The organism is Brachybacterium sp. GCM10030252, from assembly GCF_042666535.1.
GTDB lineage: Bacteria > Actinomycetota > Actinomycetes > Actinomycetales > Dermabacteraceae > Brachybacterium.
Window position 1 is genome coordinate 211,088 of the sequence record NZ_JBHTDM010000006.1, and the last position, 17,032, is coordinate 228,119.

The 17,032-nt window shown below is 70.8% G+C and carries 19 protein-coding genes and 1 pseudogene; 15 read left to right on the forward strand and 5 right to left on the reverse strand.

The genetic code is table 11. From position 1 onward, the window contains the following. Positions 1-14 precede the first annotated feature (14 nt). Positions 15-578 carry a MarR family winged helix-turn-helix transcriptional regulator gene (locus ACFQRJ_RS05800; protein ID WP_377018008.1) on the forward strand — a complete coding sequence of 188 codons (564 nt, stop codon included), beginning with the start codon at positions 15-17 and terminating at the stop codon, positions 576-578. Between the two features lie 532 nt (positions 579-1,110). Here the strand turns inward: ACFQRJ_RS05800 and ACFQRJ_RS05805 are convergent. Then, positions 1,111-2,588: pseudogene (locus ACFQRJ_RS05805) on the reverse strand (dihydrolipoyl dehydrogenase family protein). Further along, a complete protein-coding gene (locus tag ACFQRJ_RS05810; RefSeq protein WP_377018010.1) occupies positions 2,588-3,190 on the reverse strand; it encodes a hypothetical protein in 603 nt (200 codons plus the stop codon). Before ACFQRJ_RS05810 ends, ACFQRJ_RS05805 begins: the two are co-directional and overlap by 1 nt. A gap of 166 nt (positions 3,191-3,356) precedes the next feature. Here ACFQRJ_RS05810 and ACFQRJ_RS05815 point away from each other — a divergent pair, with 166 nt between their 5' ends. The 3 genes from ACFQRJ_RS05815 to ACFQRJ_RS05825 all read left to right on the forward strand — a co-directional run bounded on the left by ACFQRJ_RS05815 (position 3,357) and on the right by ACFQRJ_RS05825 (position 4,566). Then, positions 3,357-3,953, forward strand: a complete 597-nt coding sequence (locus ACFQRJ_RS05815) for a TetR/AcrR family transcriptional regulator (RefSeq protein ID WP_377018012.1) — start codon at positions 3,357-3,359, stop codon at positions 3,951-3,953. Positions 3,954-4,231: 278 nt separating this feature from the next. Continuing rightward, positions 4,232-4,393, forward strand: a complete 162-nt coding sequence (locus ACFQRJ_RS05820; RefSeq protein ID WP_377018014.1) for a MerR family DNA-binding transcriptional regulator — start codon at positions 4,232-4,234, stop codon at positions 4,391-4,393. Then, positions 4,375-4,566 carry a hypothetical protein gene (locus ACFQRJ_RS05825; protein WP_377018016.1) on the forward strand — a complete coding sequence of 64 codons (192 nt, stop codon included), beginning with the start codon at positions 4,375-4,377 and terminating at the stop codon, positions 4,564-4,566. The genes ACFQRJ_RS05820 and ACFQRJ_RS05825 overlap by 19 nt, the downstream gene beginning before the upstream one ends. A gap of 106 nt (positions 4,567-4,672) precedes the next feature. Here the strand turns inward: ACFQRJ_RS05825 and ACFQRJ_RS05830 are convergent, their stop codons facing one another. After that, positions 4,673-5,650: an NAD(P)-dependent alcohol dehydrogenase gene (locus ACFQRJ_RS05830; RefSeq protein WP_377018018.1), complete on the reverse strand. Its 978-nt coding sequence runs from the start codon at positions 5,648-5,650 to the stop codon at positions 4,673-4,675. 111 nt (positions 5,651-5,761) lie between these two features. Here ACFQRJ_RS05830 and ACFQRJ_RS05835 point away from each other — a divergent pair, with 111 nt between their 5' ends. The 9 genes from ACFQRJ_RS05835 (at position 5,762) to ACFQRJ_RS05875 (ending at position 10,760) form a co-directional block, all read left to right on the forward strand. Continuing rightward, the gene (locus tag ACFQRJ_RS05835) at positions 5,762-6,436 is read left to right on the forward strand and encodes a TetR/AcrR family transcriptional regulator C-terminal domain-containing protein (RefSeq protein WP_377018020.1); all 675 of its coding nucleotides are present in this window, start codon (positions 5,762-5,764) and stop codon (positions 6,434-6,436) included. A 75-nt stretch (positions 6,437-6,511) separates the two neighbouring features. After that, positions 6,512-6,925: a gas vesicle protein GvpJ gene (gene gvpJ, locus ACFQRJ_RS05840; RefSeq protein WP_377018022.1), complete on the forward strand. Its 414-nt coding sequence runs from the start codon at positions 6,512-6,514 to the stop codon at positions 6,923-6,925. Continuing rightward, entirely contained in the window at positions 6,922-7,683 is a 762-nt protein-coding gene (locus ACFQRJ_RS05845; RefSeq protein WP_377018025.1) for a GvpL/GvpF family gas vesicle protein, read from the forward strand. Before gvpJ ends, ACFQRJ_RS05845 begins: the two co-directional genes overlap by 4 nt. A gap of 5 nt (positions 7,684-7,688) precedes the next feature. Continuing rightward, positions 7,689-7,943 (forward strand): gas vesicle protein GvpG, encoded by a 255-nt coding sequence (locus ACFQRJ_RS05850; RefSeq protein ID WP_377018027.1) that lies wholly within the window; start codon positions 7,689-7,691, stop codon positions 7,941-7,943. Beyond that, on the forward strand, positions 7,940-8,281 hold the full coding sequence (locus ACFQRJ_RS05855) for a gas vesicle protein (RefSeq protein ID WP_377018029.1): 342 nt from the start codon (positions 7,940-7,942) through the stop codon (positions 8,279-8,281). Before ACFQRJ_RS05850 ends, ACFQRJ_RS05855 begins: the two co-directional genes overlap by 4 nt. Positions 8,282-8,311: 30 nt before the next feature. Beyond that, positions 8,312-8,740 (forward strand): gas vesicle protein, encoded by a 429-nt coding sequence (locus ACFQRJ_RS05860; RefSeq protein ID WP_377018031.1) that lies wholly within the window; start codon positions 8,312-8,314, stop codon positions 8,738-8,740. A 10-nt stretch (positions 8,741-8,750) separates the two neighbouring features. Continuing rightward, the gene (locus ACFQRJ_RS05865) at positions 8,751-9,680 is read left to right on the forward strand and encodes a gas vesicle protein (protein WP_377018032.1); all 930 of its coding nucleotides are present in this window, start codon (positions 8,751-8,753) and stop codon (positions 9,678-9,680) included. Next, positions 9,661-9,987: a gas vesicle protein K gene (locus tag ACFQRJ_RS05870; RefSeq protein ID WP_377018033.1), complete on the forward strand. Its 327-nt coding sequence runs from the start codon at positions 9,661-9,663 to the stop codon at positions 9,985-9,987. The genes ACFQRJ_RS05865 and ACFQRJ_RS05870 overlap by 20 nt, the downstream gene beginning before the upstream one ends. Beyond that, positions 9,984-10,760 carry a GvpL/GvpF family gas vesicle protein gene (locus ACFQRJ_RS05875; protein WP_377018034.1) on the forward strand — a complete coding sequence of 259 codons (777 nt, stop codon included), beginning with the start codon at positions 9,984-9,986 and terminating at the stop codon, positions 10,758-10,760. The genes ACFQRJ_RS05870 and ACFQRJ_RS05875 overlap by 4 nt, the downstream gene beginning before the upstream one ends. A gap of 2 nt (positions 10,761-10,762) precedes the next feature. Here the strand turns inward: ACFQRJ_RS05875 and ACFQRJ_RS05880 are convergent, their stop codons facing one another. After that, positions 10,763-12,382, reverse strand: a complete 1,620-nt coding sequence (locus tag ACFQRJ_RS05880; RefSeq protein ID WP_377018035.1) for an inorganic phosphate transporter — start codon at positions 12,380-12,382, stop codon at positions 10,763-10,765. Between the two features lie 220 nt (positions 12,383-12,602). On the opposite strand from ACFQRJ_RS05880, the gene ACFQRJ_RS05885 reads away from it, so the two are divergent. Together ACFQRJ_RS05885 and ACFQRJ_RS05890 are read left to right on the forward strand one after the other, a co-directional pair. Then, complete coding sequence (locus ACFQRJ_RS05885; protein ID WP_377018037.1) at positions 12,603-14,711, forward strand: molybdopterin oxidoreductase family protein; 2,109 nt, start codon at positions 12,603-12,605, stop codon at positions 14,709-14,711. Further along, positions 14,708-16,210, forward strand: a complete 1,503-nt coding sequence (locus tag ACFQRJ_RS05890) for an FAD-dependent oxidoreductase (protein WP_377018038.1) — start codon at positions 14,708-14,710, stop codon at positions 16,208-16,210. Before ACFQRJ_RS05885 ends, ACFQRJ_RS05890 begins: the two co-directional genes overlap by 4 nt. On the opposite strand, the gene ACFQRJ_RS05895 is transcribed toward ACFQRJ_RS05890, so the two are convergent. Further along, positions 16,198-17,028, reverse strand: coding sequence for an SDR family NAD(P)-dependent oxidoreductase (locus ACFQRJ_RS05895; RefSeq protein WP_377018039.1), 831 nt, complete (start codon positions 17,026-17,028; stop codon positions 16,198-16,200). The two genes, ACFQRJ_RS05890 and ACFQRJ_RS05895, sit on opposite strands and share 13 nt — an antisense overlap. Between the last annotated feature and the right edge of the window lie 4 nt (positions 17,029-17,032).

The following is a 17,032-nucleotide window of genomic DNA, read 5'->3' on the forward strand; positions in this document are numbered from 1 at the left end:
TGTACGATGTACGTGTGGTCGATCAGAAGCACTCCAGGATGAACGCGCGCCATGCGTCGATCGACCCTGGCCTCCTGGATATCGCAGAACTCGCCGAGAGTGACATCGCACAGACGTTCGAGGTGATGGACGCGCTGGCCGAATGGCAGGAGGCGTCTCGCCTACTCGCGAAGATCTCGGCGCGATACATGCGACTGAACGAGACCGACATGCGCGCGATACGCGTGATCATGCGGGCGCAGCAGCGTGGAGAGATCGTCACCCCGAAAGACGTGTCACACGACGTCGGCATCTCGAGCGCGTCGACGACCAAACTCGTCGACCGCCTCGTCGACGGCGGGCATCTCACGCGCACAGAGCACCCCTCCGACCGCAGGACGACCCAGATCCGCGTCACCGAGTCGACGCGTCGCTCCGCGCGGGCCACGGTCGGACGGCAGCACTCCCGCCGCTTTGCCGCAGCGGCCGCGATGACGCCCAGCGAGCGCGATATCCTGATCCGATTCTTTAGAGCGATGATCCGGGCAGATGCTCCGCATCGGGACCTCTTGAACGCCTCGGACGAGGCCGAGCAATGACGCCGCAGGTTTATCGCAACTGACTCGCGGCGCGGACAACCTTCATCTGCCGCGAGGTCCGCGTGACGCGCTCAGAGCGACCAAGCCGGCCCAACGCCGACGGCCTATAGCGCTCGCACGGGAGGATGTTCAGCGCCGGCACTCAGGGCCGTCGGGACTGATAGGCACTCAGGTGTCAGTGGGGTTAGGCCGCCAGGCTGGCGTTCGGGATCATGATGGTCTCGAGTTTGATGGGTACCATTTAGCTAACCCGGGCCCTTCGGTGGCGACGGTGGTAGGTCCGCTCGATCCAGGTGATGATCGCAAACCAGAGTATCTCGCAGGTGCGCCAACGACCTTGGTCCAGCACGTTCATCTGGGCGGCGCGAAGAAGGCTTCCATTGCCGTGTTGTCCCCCGCAGCGCCGGCCTTCCCCATCGACCTGGCGAGGTGATAACGGTTCAGAGTGTGCACCAACTTCCGTGACGGAATCGGACCCGCCGCCCGTGCTGGTCCCTGCAGCGGGCCAGGCGATTGCTGGGAATGATCCGGTTCAGTGATCGCGACCGTCGGACTCCAGCAGGCGGAGCCAGATCTCGCTGATCGTCGGGTAGGCCGGGACCGCATGCCAGAGCCGGTCCAGAGGGACCTCTCCGGCGATCGCGACGGTCGCGGAATGCAGCAGCTCGGCGACATCGGGGCCGACGGCGGTGAAGCCGATCAGCGTGTCCCGATCTGCATCGATGACCATGCGTGCCTGGCCCTGGTAGCCGTCGGCATGCAGGGCGGCACCGGCGACGGCACCCAGGTCGTGGTCGACCACGCGGATTCTCTTCCCGGCCGCCTCGGCGACCTCGGCGGTGATGCCTGCGGCCGCGACCTCGGGATCGGTGAAGATGACCTGCGTACGCGCCTGGGCGTCCGCGGTGACCGCGTGCCGTCCCCACGGACGCAGGTCCGGTGCGGTGCCGCTGGCCCGTGCGGCAAGGGCATCGCCGAGCGCTCGGGCCTGATACTTGCCGTGATGGGTCAGCGGAGCGCGGTTGTTGACATCTCCGGCGGCGAAGAGCCAGGCGGTGCCCGGCCCGTCGGGGGAGTCGTCCGCCACCGGCCTGCCGTGGGGATCCAGGACGGCCAGAGCGTCGTCCACGGTCAGCCAGCTGCCTGGTTCCAGTCCGATCCGGTCCAGGCCGATGTCGGCCGTGTTGGCTCTCCGCCCGGTGGCGACCAGCACTTCGTCGGCGGTGAGAGTCGTGCCGTCGGACAGTCGGATCTGCACCTCGCCGGATGCGGATCGGTGAGCTTCGGCGGCGCCGGCATCCAGATGCAGGGCGACGCCGGAGGACCGGAGCGCCGCGGCGACCTGCTCGCCGGCGAACGGCTCGGTGCCCGGGAGCAGCCGGGTGCGCGAGACCAGCGACACCTGCGATCCCAGCGCGCTGTATGCGGTGGCCATCTCCGAGCCGACGACGCCACCGCCGATGATCACCAACCGGTCGGGGATCCGCTGCGCCGCAGCCGCTTCTCGGCTCTCCACGGGACGACGTCCGACAGCCCCGCGACGGGTGGGATACGGGCACTGCTGCCGGTGGCGATGACGACGGCGTGGCGCGCGTGCAGCGTGGTGGTCGTGCCGTCGGCATCGGTGACGCTCACCGTACGAGGGCCGGTGATCCGTCCCTGTCCCCGGACGAGGGTGATCTGGGCGCTGCGGAGCCACTCGACCTGCCCGGCGTCGTTCCATTGCGAGGCGAATCGGTCCCGGCGGGCCACCACCGCAGCCGAGTCCAGGGAACCTTGGGCCGCCCGGCCGGCGGCCGGGAGCGCACGGGCGGCGCGGAGGGCGGCTGCGTCGCGGAGCAGTGCTTTGGTCGGCATGCATGCTCAGTAGGAGCATTCACCGCCGACGAGATCCTGCTCCACCACGGTCGCGGTGAGGCCGCCTCGGACGACCCGGTCGGCGACGTTCTCGCCGACCGGTCCGCTGCCGATGATGATCACGTCGGCAGCAGTGCTGGCGGGCCCGGTCATCACTCGACCGCCTTCGGGATGACGACGTGCAACCGGATGGCCGAGATCAGGAAGAAGATGCCGCCGAGGATCGCGTAGCCGCCGACACCCGTCAGGGCTGCGCCCGGGCCGCCGGCCATCGCGATGAAGGAGCCACCGGCCAGGACGGAGATCCCACCGCTGAGAATCATCGCCAGCTGGCCGCCGAGGCGCCAGCGCAGGATGGCGACGATCAGCTGCACGATGCCCGCGGTGATCGCCCACGCGCCCCACACCCGCAGAACGTTCGGCACGCCGGAGCCGACGGCGATGGCCAGACCGATGGCGGTCAGCAGGCTCAGGGCCATGTTGATGTAGAGCGGCGCCTTCGGTCGGCTGGATCCGGATGAGCGGTAGTCGATGATCGCGGCCGCGACGTCGAACAGGGGGTAGATGACGATCAGGGCGATGGCGGCGGGATTGATCCTGGTCGCGATCAGCATCAGCAGGATCGCCCAGATGATGGCGAACCCGAATCGCACGAAGTAGAGATTGCGCAGAGCCTTCGTGCTACCGGTGGTGTCGGGGACGGGGTCTGCTGCGCGGGCCTGCAGGGAAGGGGACGACAGCGAATCGGATGACATGGGGTTCTCCTCGGCTAGATAGAACGATCGGTACACCCATATAGTGACCGGGCCGTCGCACGGTGTCAAGACCGATCGTTCTATCTGTTAGCGTGGGTCGCCCGGAACATCGACGCTTCGCCCGTCGGACCGCCGGGACCTGCAAGGGAGCTGAGGAGAGATCGAGATGGAAGCACAGACGTCACAGGCTCGCGCGCGATTGCTCGACACTGCGACGGAGCTCTTCTACGGCCAGGGCATCCACGCGGTCGGCATCGATCGGATCATCGCGGAGGCGCAGGTGACCCGGGCGACGCTGTACAAGCATTTCCGCAGCAAGGACGATCTGATCGTCGCCTACCTGACTCGGGCCGATGAGGCCATCCGGGCCGGCATCGACGCAGCCCGCGCGGAGTCTGCGGATGCCGATGAGGGCGTCCGGGCCGTCAGCCGGACGATCACCGGCGACATCGAACGGCCCGGGTTCCGGGGCTGCGCCTTCTTGAACGCCGCTGCCGAGTATCCCGATCCCGACCACCCTGTGCACCAGGCGGTCCTGACGCAGCGAGAGTGGTTCCTGACCACGATGTGCGAGCTCTTCACCGCCACGGGGAAGATCGATCCCGAACCTGCCGCCCGGCACTTCGTGATGCTGCGGGACGGCGCGATGGCAGCCGGATGTCTCGCGGATGACAAGGCGCCGATCTGCGAGACGTTCCTCCGCGGCGTGGACGGCCTGCTCAGCTATCGCAGTCGCGAACAGCCGGTGCCGTCCGGAGATTGAGGCGGCCGACGAGTTCGCACGGCAAGACGTCTCCTCGGTCGGTGCCGCTGATCTGTTTCGCTTCCAGCGGGAGCTGAAGCCGTTGTCCCCACCGATCCGATTGCGAGAGCACCCAGGTCCAATGGGCCAGCGGGCGGGTGATCGCCAGGACATGGTCCGGCGGAGGCCAGTGACGAGTGCGACTGAATTGTTGATGTCCATGTGAGGCACGCTAGGAGCTGACACCAATGTCAGAGGCAACGCGATCGGGAGCACACCATGACCACCACAAAGGAATGATGCGGATCGGTGAGGTGGCGCAGCGCGCCGGCGTCTCTGTGCGCTACTACGAGCAGCAGGGACTGGTCAGCGCCGAGCGCAGCCCGTCGGGCCAGCGTCTGTACACCGCCGATGTCGTGGAGCGGGTGCGGTCATCCAGGAGATGTTCACCGCGGGCCTGACCAGCCGGAACGTCGCCCAGCTGATGCCGTGCGTGGAGGCCGGTCACATCGACGCGGAGCAGCGCAGCATGCTCCGCACCGTGCGTGAGCGGGTCCGGGCCAGGGCCGAGGAGCTGCAGGACACCCTGCGCCGGCTCGACGACGTCATCACGGTGACCGACGGCCATCCGTGAGCCCGCCCGTGACCTCACTCGGCCCTGCTGGGCGGGGCCGTCGCCGTCGTGATCAGCTTCGTCGCCTTCAGCGGGACCTACATCGGGGTCGCGATCGCTGAGGGGATCACGGCTCGCTCATCGTGACCACGACCTTCCCCGTGCCCCGGCCGCGGCCCAGGCTCGCGAGGGCCTCGGCGCCGCGCTCGAGCGGGTAGCGCGCGCTGACCGTCGGCCGCAGCCGGCCGCTTTCCACCAGGTCGAGCAGGGCGGCGAGGTCCTCCCGGGATTCGTGGGAGACCAGCATGACCAGGCGCTGCCGGGAGACAGGGTTCAGCAGCGCCGCCAGCGCGGAGCGGCCCAGCCCGCCGGCCACGGCCCGTTCGGGCTCGGAGCCGACGATGACCAGCGCGCCCGTCGGCGTCAGTGCCGAGCGCAGGCGCCGCAGCGGGCGGTGGCCGCCGGTGTCGATGATGGCGTCGAATGGGCCGCGCTCCAGCGGGTCCTCCCGGGTGTGGTCGATGACCTCCGCGATGTCCAGCTCGCGCACCAGCTCGACCTTCCCGGTGCTGCAGGCCCCGGTCACCGCCGCGCCGTCGGCCCGTGCGATCTGAGCGGCGAGATGCCCCACGCCGCCCGCGGCGCCGAGCACGAGCACCCGCTGACCGGGCCGCACCCGAGCCGCGTCGCGCACTGCATGCAGCGCCGCGCAGCCGGAGACGGGCAGGGCCGCGGCCTCCTCGGCGCCCAGCGTGTCCGGGCGCCGGTGGAGCCGGTCGGCCCGGGCCCGCGCGAACTCAGCCAGGGATCCGTCACCGCTGCAGGCCAGGCCGAACACTTCGTCACCGACCGCGAATCCCTCGACGTCCTGTCCGAGTGCGTGGACGCGCCCGGCGAGATCGCTGCCCAGCACACGGCCCTCCCGCCCGGGGCGCGAGAGCCGCACCATGGCCGGCCGGCCCTCGAGGAGATGGACCACGCCGGCATCGAGCCCCGCGGCCGCCACCTCCACCACGACCTCTCCCGGTCCCGGCTGCGGCATCGGCCGCTCCCGCAGCGGCAGCGTCTCCGGCCCTCCGAAGCGCTCCTGGACGAGTGCGCGCATAACATTCCCCTTACGCCGTAAGCCTTACGCTGTAAGTCAACGTAGGCTGGCTTCGCGCGGACGTCAAGGGCGGTCTGCGGCCGAGGGAACGGACGAGGGGGCGGACGACGGATGGACTCGCGGCGGTCGACGCAGCGCGCAGCGCTCACACCGGAGCGCATCGTCGCGGCGGCGCTCGAGCTGGCCGACGCCGACGGCATCGCGGGCGTCTCCATGCGCGCGGTCGCCGGCCGCCTGGGCGTGCAGGCGATGTCGCTGTACAACCACATCCCGGGCCGCGAGGCCCTGCTCGACCACATGGTCGATGCCGTCTTCTCCGAGATCTCCCCGCCCGATCCCGCGGCCGGCTGGCGGGCCGCGATGGAGCAGCGAGCCTGCTCCGCGCGCGCCGTGCTCGCGCGCCACCACTGGGCCGTCGGCCTGCTCGACTCCCGCAGCCGGCCGGGCCCGGCCACGCTCGAATACCACGAGGCGACCCTGCGCTCCCTGCGCACCCACGGCTTCTCCGTCCCGGCCACCGCGCACGCCGTCGCCGCACTGGACGCCTATATCTACGGGTTCGTGCTGCAGGAGGTGAGCCTGCCGTTCTCCAGCCCCGATGAGCTCGAAGCCGTCGCGGAAGCCCTCCTGGACGAGGAGACGGCCCGCCGCTACCCCTTCTTCACCGAGTTCGCCCGGACCCATGCGCTGCAGCAGGGCTACGACTTCGGCGCCGAGTTCGAGCACGGCCTGACGATGCTGCTGGATTCCCTCGCCCCCGACCGGCCGGACGTTCCCACCTCTTGACGTCGGTCCCCCGAGCGGGGAGATTGAGCGCACAGTCACACGACGCAGTCTCAGCCCCAGAAAGCAGGGAGCGCGATGAGCACGAGCACAGTCGAGAGATCACGAGGAAGCTACGTCGATCGTCCGTCGTCCAGTTCGCTGGCCGACGTCGTCGAGATCATCCTGGACAAGGGCCTGGTCATCGACGCCTACGTCCGCGTCTCGCTGGTCGGGATCGAGATCCTGACGGTCGACCTCCGCGTCGTCATCGCCAGCGTCGACACGTACCTCCGCTTCGCCGAGGCCACCAACCGGCTCGACCTCACCCAGCAGGGCGGGCGCGATCTGCCCGACATGATGGGCGGCATGGTCGAGGACGGCGCCCAGGGCAAGACCAAGGGCGCGGTCCAGGGCCTGAAGGACGCCGTCATGCCCGGCAAGGGCGATTCGGACGGCGATGAGCAGAACGCCGAGCAGAACACGCAGAAGCAGGCCTCGGAGTCCGAGTGACGTCGACCCCTGCCATGACCACCGAGACCTCTGACCTGTACCTGTACGGCGTCGTGCCGTCGGACTACGAGGTCCCGGGCGACCTCCAGGGCGTGCAGGGCAAGCCCGTGCGCACGGTCGGCTCCGGCCGCACCGCCGCGGTGGTGGGCGAGCTGGAGCCGACCGAGGCACTGGGCACCCCCGACGACCTGATGGCGCACACGCGCGTGCTCGATGCCATCGGCCGGACGCGTCCGGTGCTGCCGATGGCCTTCGCGACCGTGTTGGAGGGTGACGCCGACGTCGAGGCCGACGTGCTCGCACCCCGCGAGGACGTCTACGTCCAGGCGCTGGAGCACCTCGAGGGACACACCCAGTACACGCTCGCCGTGCGGTTCGACCGCGACCAGGCACTGCGCGAGATCGTCACCAGCAACGACGAGGCGGCCCGCCTGCGCGAGGCGATCGCCGGCACCAGTGAGGACGAGACCCGCCCGCAGCGGATCCGCCTGGGCGAGATCATCGTGCGCACCCTGGAGAGCTGGCAGCCGGCCGAATCCGACATGGTCCTGGCCCGGCTCCGCGAGGTCACCGCCGACGTCTCCGTGCGCAGCACGGGCGGGGCGGACGACGTGGTCGAGGCCGCGGTGCTCGTCCCCCGCGGGGAGCTCGAGCCCTTCGAGGCCGCGATCGAGGACCTCGCCCGCGAGCACCACGAACGCCTGCGCTTCCGACTGGTGGGGCCGCAGGCCCCGTACGACTTCGTGCCGGAGGTGTAGCGAGCATGGGACTGTTCTCCGCCCTCCTGGGCGCACCGCTGCTGCCGATGCGGGGCACCGTCTGGGTCGCCGAGCAGGTGCTCGAGGAAGCCGAGCGCCAGTACTACGATCCCGCCGCGATCCGCCGCGCCCTCGAGGAGGTCGCCGACGCCCGCCAGGCCGGCAGCATCGACGAGGACGAGGCCGACCGGCTCGAACGCGAACTGGTCGCCCGGCTGATGGAATCGACCCGCCGAGCCCGCGCGAAGGAGACACCATGAACGACGACGAGAACCAGCAGCAGGGCCACGGCGAGGACCAGGGCGAGCAGCAGAGCCAGGACCAGGCCGAGCAGCAGAGCCGCCGCGTCTCCGCCGTCGACGCCGTCAAGAAGGCCCTCGACCAGTTCAGCACTCTGACCGGCCGGGCCCCCGAGTCCGTCGTCGGCGTCCGCTGGCACGAGGACCGCTGGAAGGTGCGCCTCGAGGTGGTCGAATCCCGCCGCGTCCCGGACAGCGCCGATCTGCTGGCCGAGTACGAGGTCGATCTCGACGGCGGAGGCGACCTGCTCTCCTATGATCGGAAGGACCGATACGTCCGCGGCCGCCCCTCGGACTGAGTCCCGGGTCCCGACAGTCAGGAGTCAGTGATGAGCATGGTCAACCAGTCCGGCCGCGCGATGGAGCCCCAGCGCGACCGCGAGGGGACCCTCCTGCACGTCGTCGAGACCCTGCTGGACAAGGGGCTCGTCCTCAACGCCGACATCATGGTCTCCGTCGCCGGCGTCGAGCTGCTGGGCATCCGGATCCGCGCGGCCCTGGCCTCGTTCGAGACCGCAGCCCGCTACGGCCTGGACTTCCCCGCCGGCACGGACCGCGACACCGTCGCCTGGCGCGAGGCCATCGAGCAGAAGGACACCTGCCCGCAGTGCGGCAAGCGCGCCGAGCTCAAGCAGCTGATGAACGAGTTCTGCCCCTGGTGCGGCTGGCAGAGCGCGAAGTCGAAGAGCCTCGAGGCGGGGGAGACCCGGGAGCTGGACTCCGCGGCGCAGGCCGACGCGGGGACCCGGGACGACTGAGGCCGCCGTCGTGGCCGAGCCCTCCGAGGGATCCCAGCGCGCCCTGGAACCCACGCGCGACCCCCGCGCGACCCTGCCGGATCTCATCGAGGTCCTGCTGAACAAGGGCGTCCACCTGGACCTGGACCTCATCATCTCGGTGGCGGAGATCCCGCTGATCGGGGTGAACCTGCGCGCGACCATCGCCGGCATCGAGACCATGCTGGAGTACGGCATGATGCGCCAGTGGGACGAGCAGACCCGCGCCTGGGTGCGCGCCTCGATGGCCCGCCACCTGCCGCTGGCCGACGGGGAGGACCTGATCGCCAAGATGGCCGGCGGCCACTACCAGGAGGGCTTCCACCGCACCTGGCGCCCCGGCAGCGCCTACCTCACCGACCGGCGCCTGATCATCCACCGCCGCGATCCCGCCGAGACCCTCTGGCAGGCGCCGCTGGCAGCGATCACCGCGATACGCCCGATCCGCGAGGACTCCGTCGGCGGCGAGCAGCGCACCCGGATCCTGGTCACGCTCGAGGACGGGACCGAGTCCAAGCTCTCCGCCGTCGAGCCCGACCGCCTCATCTCGCTCGTCCGCGAGCAGACCGGGCTGACCGGCGACGACGAGCCCGTCGACGTCGGCCCTCTGCGCGAGGGGCCCATGTGGTACCTCGAACCGCGGGCCGACGGGGGGATCTGGCGCACCGGCCGGGCAGTGCTCAGCGCCGACGAGGGCCTGGTGTGGAGATCGCCGCTGGACATGCGGGCACCGCTGCGGATCCAGCCGGCCGAGATCACCGCGGCGGAGCTCACGGACGTGCCCGACCCCACGGCCGACGCGACGATCCTCGAGCTCACCACCGCCGACGGCACGATCCGCCTCTCGGCCCCGGACATCGCACAATGGCAGCAGCAGCTCCAGGAGCGGAAGGAGGTCTCCCATGGCACTGGAAGTCGATGAGGCGAGCCTCAAGCACGGCGTGCTCACCCTGGTGGTCACGCTGGTCGAGGTGATCCAGGAGGCGCTGGAGACCCAGGCCGTGCGCCGGATGGAGGGCGGCGATCTCACCGAGGAGGAGCAGGACCGGCTGGGCGAGGCGCTGCTCGAGCTCGATGAGGCCATGGAGCAGATCAAGGCCGAGCACGGCATCACCGACTCCGTCACCGACCTCCACCACGGACTCGACGACGTCGTCGACGAGGTGGTCGACAAACTGATCAATCCCGCCCGCTGGGCCGAGGAGCAGCGGAAGGACACCACTGGATGAGCGAGCTGTACGTCTATGCGGTCGTTCCGGCCGGCCCGTTCCGCCCCCGCGTCCGCGGCATCGACGGCAAGGAGCTGGACGTCGTCACCTCCGAGGCTGCCGGCGTCGCCGCCGTCGTCCACGCTCATGACGCGCCGCCGTACGAGGGGCCCGACGACGAGGTCAAGCGCTGGATCCTCGAGCACAGCGACGTGGTCGAGGACGCCTGGAACGGGGCCGGCGCGGTACTGCCCGTGTCCTTCAACGTGATCGTGCGGCCGGACGACGAGACGGGCGCCTCGGCCGCCGATCAGCTGCGGGCCTGGCTGGAGTCCACCGGGGACGGCCTGGCGCGCCGGCTCGGCGAGCTCGACGGGACCGCCGAGCTGCGCATCGAGATCTCCCTGGACCGTGAGGAGCACACGCAGGCAGACCCGGAGATCTCGCGTCAGCTGGAGGAGTTGGCCGATCGTCCCGCCGGGGTGCGCCGGCTGATGGAGAAGAAGCTCGAGAAGACCTCGAAGGAGCGCACGGATGCGGCGGCCGACGAGCTGTACCCCTCGTGGCGCTCGCGGATCGCCGCCCACTGCCTCGAGATCGAGGAGTACCGCGCGCCGGTCCGCGAGGCCTCTCTGGTGCCGGTGATCACTGCCGCCTGCCTGGTCCGGGCCGATGCGACCCGGGCCCTGGGCGAGGAGCTCGCCGAGATCGACGACTCCCTTCCCGCCGCCCGCATCCGCTTCCTGGGCCCCTGGCCCCCGTACTCCTTCGCGGACGTCGGCGCGCCGCAGTAGCCTCAGCCGAAGATCGCTCGCAGTGTCACGACACTGATGGCGCCGATGAGTCCGGCGCACGGCAGGGTGATCACCCACGCCAGCGCGATCGGCCGCATCAGCTTCCAGTTCGCGGCCCGGTTGACGATGCCGACGCCGAGCACGGCGCCGATGAGGATGTGCGTGCTGGAGACGGGCAGGCCCAGCACCGAGGCCGCCATGACCACGCCCGCGGCGGAGAGCTCGGCGGCGAAGCCCGAGGCCGGATGCATCGTGGTGAGGTTCGTGCCGACGGTGCGGATCACCCGTCGGCCGATGAACCACAGCCCCGCCATCAGCGCGACACCGCAGGTGACCATGGCCGGCAGCGGCACGGCGGCCTCCGCATCGATGGATTGGTTGCGCAGCACGTCGATCACCGCGGCGAACGGGCCGATGGCGTTGGCGATGTCGTTGGAGCCGTGGCTGAAGGCGAACGCGGCGGCGGTGAAGACCTGCATCCAGCTGAACATGAGGAACGTCGAGCGCGAGAGCGTCTGGTCCTTCAGGGTCTTGGCGAAGATGAACACAGCCATCCACACGGCGGCCCCGATCATGCCCATGATCAGGAAGTTCCCCACCGAGCTGATCTCCAGGTGGAGATTCTTCAGCCCCTTGAACAGCAGCATCGAGGAGATGACGATGGAGCCGAACGCCGCCAGCAGCGGCACCCAGGTCTCCAGCGCCCGATGGGTGTCCACCGCGTCCCGATCGGACTCGATCTCGTGGAGGCGGCGGAAGTAGTCCGATTCGAGCTCCTCGGGATCGACATCGTGCTGGGTGACCGTCACGGCGTCGCGGGTCATCGCGTTGGTGTAGGAGATCTGCTGGAGCTCGTCGAGCCGCTCGAAGTCCCTGCGGTGCTCGCGGCGCAGCTCGGCCCGCTTCTGCTTGAACTCGCGCAGCTTGGCGTCGGCCTCCTCGTTGTAGACCAGGATGTGCTGCTTGATCCGGCCGAACAGGAACCAGGCGACGGCTCCGCCGAGGACGGGGGAGAGCACCCAGGAGAAGGCGATCTGGCCGATCTGGCCCCACTGGATCATCTCCGCGCCGCCCGCACCGGTGACGACGCCGAGGGTCAGGGCGGCCCCGACGATGCCGCCGATGATGGAGTGGGTGGTCGAGACCGGCCAGCCCATGCGGGTGGCGATCAGCAGCCAGACGGCCGCGCCCAGCAGGGCGGACATCATGATGAACACGAAGTCCATGGGGGCGAGGTCCACGGCGCCGAGGTCCACGATGCCGCTGCGGACCGTGTCGGTCACCTCGCCGCCGGCGAGCACGGCGCCGCTGACCTCGAAGATCGCCGCGACCATGAGGGCCTGCTTCATGCTCAGGGTGCCGGCGCCGACGGAGGTGCCGAAGGAGTTGGCGACGTCGTTGCCGCCGATGTTGAAGGCCATGAACAGCCCGAAGATGATCGTGGTGATCAGGATCGTGCGGTTCGCCTCGTCCCCGATGTAGTCGAAGGACCACAGGGTGAAGCCGATCAGTGCGATGGCCATCAGCAGGCCGAAGCTGACATGCCACCAGCGGTCCGGGCCGAGGAACCCGGCCTTCTCGGTGGGGATGTCTGCGCGGGGCGGGGCGGTGTCCTGAGACATGTGAGGAGCTCCCGAGGGATGAGAGGACTGTCCGCCCACAGGGTGCGCCGCGCGGGGAGAATCCAGGTGACCTCTCAGTGGACACCTGAGGACGGACCGCCGAACTCCGGGAAGCTCGAGGCGTACAGCGGTGAGCGCGACAGTTACCGAACCGTGACAGCGCGTCCCGGGCGGTGGCCGAATACTGACCGGATCCTCGCCCCGGCCCAGTCTCGGGTATATGTCCAGCACTGCGACGCACTGCCCGTACTGTGCCCTGCAGTGCGCCCAGACGCTCACCGCCACCGATGGGGAGCCGCTGGAGGTGGACGGCCGCGACTTCCCCACCAACCGCGGGGGCCTGTGCCGCAAGGGCTGGACCTCGGCGGAGGTCCTCACCGCCCCGGACCGGATCACGACGCCCCGGCTGCGTACGGCCGACGGGCAATTCCGCGACGCGAGCTGGGACGAGGCCCTCGACGTCGTCGCCTCCGGCATCCGCGAGCAGCAGGCCCGCCGCGGCGCGGACGCGGTCGCGGTGTTCGGCGGTGGGGGCCTGACCAATGAGAAGGCCTACGCCCTGGGCAAGTTCACGCGGGTCGTGCTGGGCTCGCGCTTCATCGACTACAACGGTCGCTTCTGCATGTCCGCCGCCGCGACCGCCTCGAACCGCTCCCTGGGACTGGACCGCGGTCTCGGGTTCCCGCTCGCCGATCTCGGCGGCGCGGACGCGGTGCTGCTGCTGGGCTCGAACGTCGCCGCGACCATGCCCCCGTTCGTCCAGCATCTGGCCGGAGTGCGGGAACGGGGCGGGCTCGTCGTGCTCGACCCGCGCGCCTCGGCCACCGCGGCGCTGACGTCCGATGGGGCCGGCACCCACCTCGCCCCTGTGCCAGGCACCGACCTGGTGGTGATCCTGGCCCTGATCCACGTGGTCCTCGCCGAAGGACTGGTCGACGGGGAGTACATCGACCAGCGCACCACCGGGCTCGAGGATCTGCGCGCCGCCGCGGGCCTGTGGTGGCCCGAGCGCGCCGAAGCCGTGTGCGGGATCGGGGCCGATCAGATCCGCGGCGTCGCGCGCTCTCTCGCCGCGGCGTCCCCGTCCCGGGGAGGTGGTGGCGCCTATATCCTCACCGGCCGCGGCGTGGAGCAGTCCACGCAGGGCACCGCGACGGTCACCGCCGCCATCGACCTGGCCCTGCTGCTGGGATTGATCGGCCGGCCCGGTTCGGGGTACGGGCCCATCACCGGCCAGGGCAACGGCCAGGGCGGTCGCGAGCACGGACTGAAGTCCGACCAGCTGCCCGGCTACCGCCAGATCGCCGACCCCGCCGCCCGCGAGCACGTGGCCGGCGTCTGGGGCGTCGACCCCGATTCCCTGCCCGGCCCCGGCGTGCCCGCGGTCGAGCTGCTCAGCGTGCTCGGCACGCCGGACGGCCCCAGCGCCCTGATCGTCAGCGGCGCCAACGTCGTCGTCTCCGCCCCCAACTCGGCGGCGGTGCGGGAGCGGCTGGCCTCGCTCGATCTCCTCGTGGTGCTGGACACCGTGCCCTCGGAGACCGCCGAGTGCGCCGACGTGATCCTCCCCGTCGCCCAATGGGCCGAGGAGGAGGGCACCATGACCAACCTCGAGGGTCGCGTGATCCGTCGCCGCCGCGCCCGGCCGGCGCCCGGTGAGGCCCGCAGCGAGCTGTGGATCCTCCACGAGCTCGCCGCCCGTCTCGGCCACCCCGAGGGGTTCCCCACCGACGCCTCGGCCATGTTCGACGAGCTGGCCCTCGCCTCCGCTGGCGGACGCGCCGACTACGCCGGTCTCAGCCACGAGCGCCTCGACCGCGAGGGCAGCATCCAGTGGCCGTGCCCGGCTCCGGATCATCCCGGCACTCCGCGGGTCTTCCTCGACGGCTTCCCCACGCCCGACGGCCGTGCGCGCCTGATCCCCGTGCAGCACCACGTCTCGCACGACGACGTGCGCACCGACGCCCCGATCCACCTGACCACCGGGCGCCTGCTCGAGCAGTACCAGTCCGGGGCGCAGACCCGCCGGGTGCCCTCGCTGCTGGCGGCCCGGCCGGAGTCGTTCGTCGAGATGCACCCCCTGCTCGCGGACCGGCTCGGCATCGAGGAGGGCGACGGCGTCCACCTGCGCACGCGTCGCGGGGAGACCACCGCGCCCGCACGGATCACCGAGGCCATCCGCCCCGACACCGTGTTCATGCCCTTCCACTACTCCGGGCCGGGCAGCGCCAACCTGCTGACGAGCGACGCCACCGACCCGTTCTCCGGGATGCCCGGATTCAAGATGACCGCCGTCGAGATCACCCCCCAGGAGAGGAGTCCCGCATGAGGATCGTCGTGATCGGACACGGCATGGTCGGCTCCCGGTTCGCCGCCGACATCGTCCGCGCCGACCCGTCGGCCCAGGTCACCGTGCTGGGCCAGGAGAACCACCAGCCGTACAACCGCGTGATGCTCTCCTCCCTGGTCGCGGGGAAGACGGATGCCGGATCCCTCGCGCTGGAGACCGAGTCGAGTGACCGCCTGCGGGTGCTGCGCGGGGTGCGGGCCGTCGGGATCGACCGCGCCCGGCGCGAGGTGACCGACGCCCGTGGCGAGCTGCACACCTACGACCGGCTCGTGCTCGCCACCGGCTCCGCCCCGCGGATCCCCGACGTGGCCGGCCTGCGCGCCGCCGACGGGCTCGCCGGCGGCATCAGCGCCTTGAAGGACCTCGACGACGCCCGACGGATCCTCGAGACCGCGGGCCGCGCCGAACGGGCCCTCGTCCTGGGAGCCGGCGTGCTCGGCCTCGAGGTCGCCACCGGCCTCGCCGCCCGGGGACTGCGCGTCACGCTGGTCCACCACCGCGACCGGCTGATGGAGCGGCAGCTGGACCCGGATGCCTCCGAGATCGCCCGCACCTCCCTGGAGCGGCTCGGCATCGACGTCGTCACCGGCGTCACCGCTGCTCGCGCCACCCTCGAGAAAGGCCGGGTGGCGAGCGTGGAGCTCTCCGACGGCAGCTCGCACCCGGCGCAGCTGATGGTGCTGTGCGCCGGCACCGTCCCGCACGTGGCGCTGGCCTCCGAGGCGGGGCTCGAGTGCGATCGCGGCATCGTCGTCGGCCATGATCTCGCGACCACGCTGGATCCAGCCGTGTCCGCCATCGGGGACTGCGCCCAGCCGCCGGAAGGGGCGAGCGGCCTGGTCGCGCAGGGCTGGGAGCATGCCCGCCGGCTCGTCGAGTCCTGGACACCGCGCAGCGCGGACGCGCCGGTCGCACCGGCCGCCGCGACGGACTCGCTGCGCGGGCGCGAGCTGGTGCGCGTCAAGGCCGTCGGCTTCGCGCTGGTGGCGATGGGCCGCATCGACCGGCCCGAGCCGGAAGCACATGCGCCGCGGTCAGTACGCCTGAGCGACCCCTCCGGCGGCCGCTACACCGAGGTGGTGGTGCAGGAGGACCGGCTGATCGCCGCCACCGTGATCGGGGATGACGAGGCGGCGGCCTCGCTCAGCGCGGCCTTCACCCGCCGCACGCCGGTCCCGCGCGACCCGGTGCATCTGCTGGCCAGACCCCTGGCCTCGCAGAGCGCTGCCCCGGTGCGGAGGCCGCAGGAGATGGACGACGCCGACGTGATCTGCCAGTGCAACGGGGTCACCAAGGGCACGATCTGCGGGGCCATCCGCTCCGGATGCGCCACCCCGGCGGCCGTCTCCAAGGCCACCCGCGCCGGCACCGGCTGCGGGACATGCCGCTCCCAGCTCAAGGAGCTCATCGCGACGGACGACGGTCAGGTGCCGGCGATCCTCGACCCCTCGGCCGCCGCGGAGCATCAGCCGGCCTGAGCGACGGGCCAGCGAGCCTGCATGAGCCGATCGGCGCCCGCGACCCGCGCGACCAGGGCGAGCCGCGCCCGCCGCGGCAGCAGTCCCGCGACCCACGCGACCGGACTCGTGGACCGGTTCGCCTCGGCGGTCGGGCCGGGGACGGGTCTCTCGACGGCGCGCAGCATGGCCGTCGCCACCTGCTCCGGGGTCTTTCGGTTCCCGCTGTACTGCTCGCCGCCGATCCGGTCGAAGAATTCGGTGGCGGTCAGCCCGGGGGCGAAGGCCACGGTGCGGATACCGCTGCCGCGCAGCTCCCACCAGAGGGCCTCGGTCAGCGCGATCCCGAAGTTCTTCGTCGCGGCGTAGGTGGCCATGCCCGGGATGGGCTGGTACCCGGCTTCGCTGGTGACGTTGATCAGCATGCCGTGACCCGCCGCGCGCAGGTCGGGGAGGAAGGTGTGGCACAGGTCGACCACGGCGGCGATGTTCACGGCGATCTCGTCGGCCAGTCGTTCGGGGTCCTCGTCCTCGAAGGCTCCGTCGCTGCCGAAACCGGCGTTGTTGACGAGGCTGGTGACGCCCACTCCGCGCCGCGCCAGCTCGTCGCGGATCGCCGGGCCGGGACGACGCACGGAGAGGTCGGCCGGGACGGTCTCGACGCGGATGTCGTGAGCGTTCCGCAGCTCATGGGCGAGGGCGTCGAGCCGGTCGATCCGGCGCGCCACCAGGACGAGGTCGGAGCCACGGGCGGCAAGTTCCCGAGCCACGGCACGGCCGATACCCGAGCTGGCGCCGGTGATGAGGGTGGTCTGTGAAGAGAAGTCGAGGTTCGTCATGACG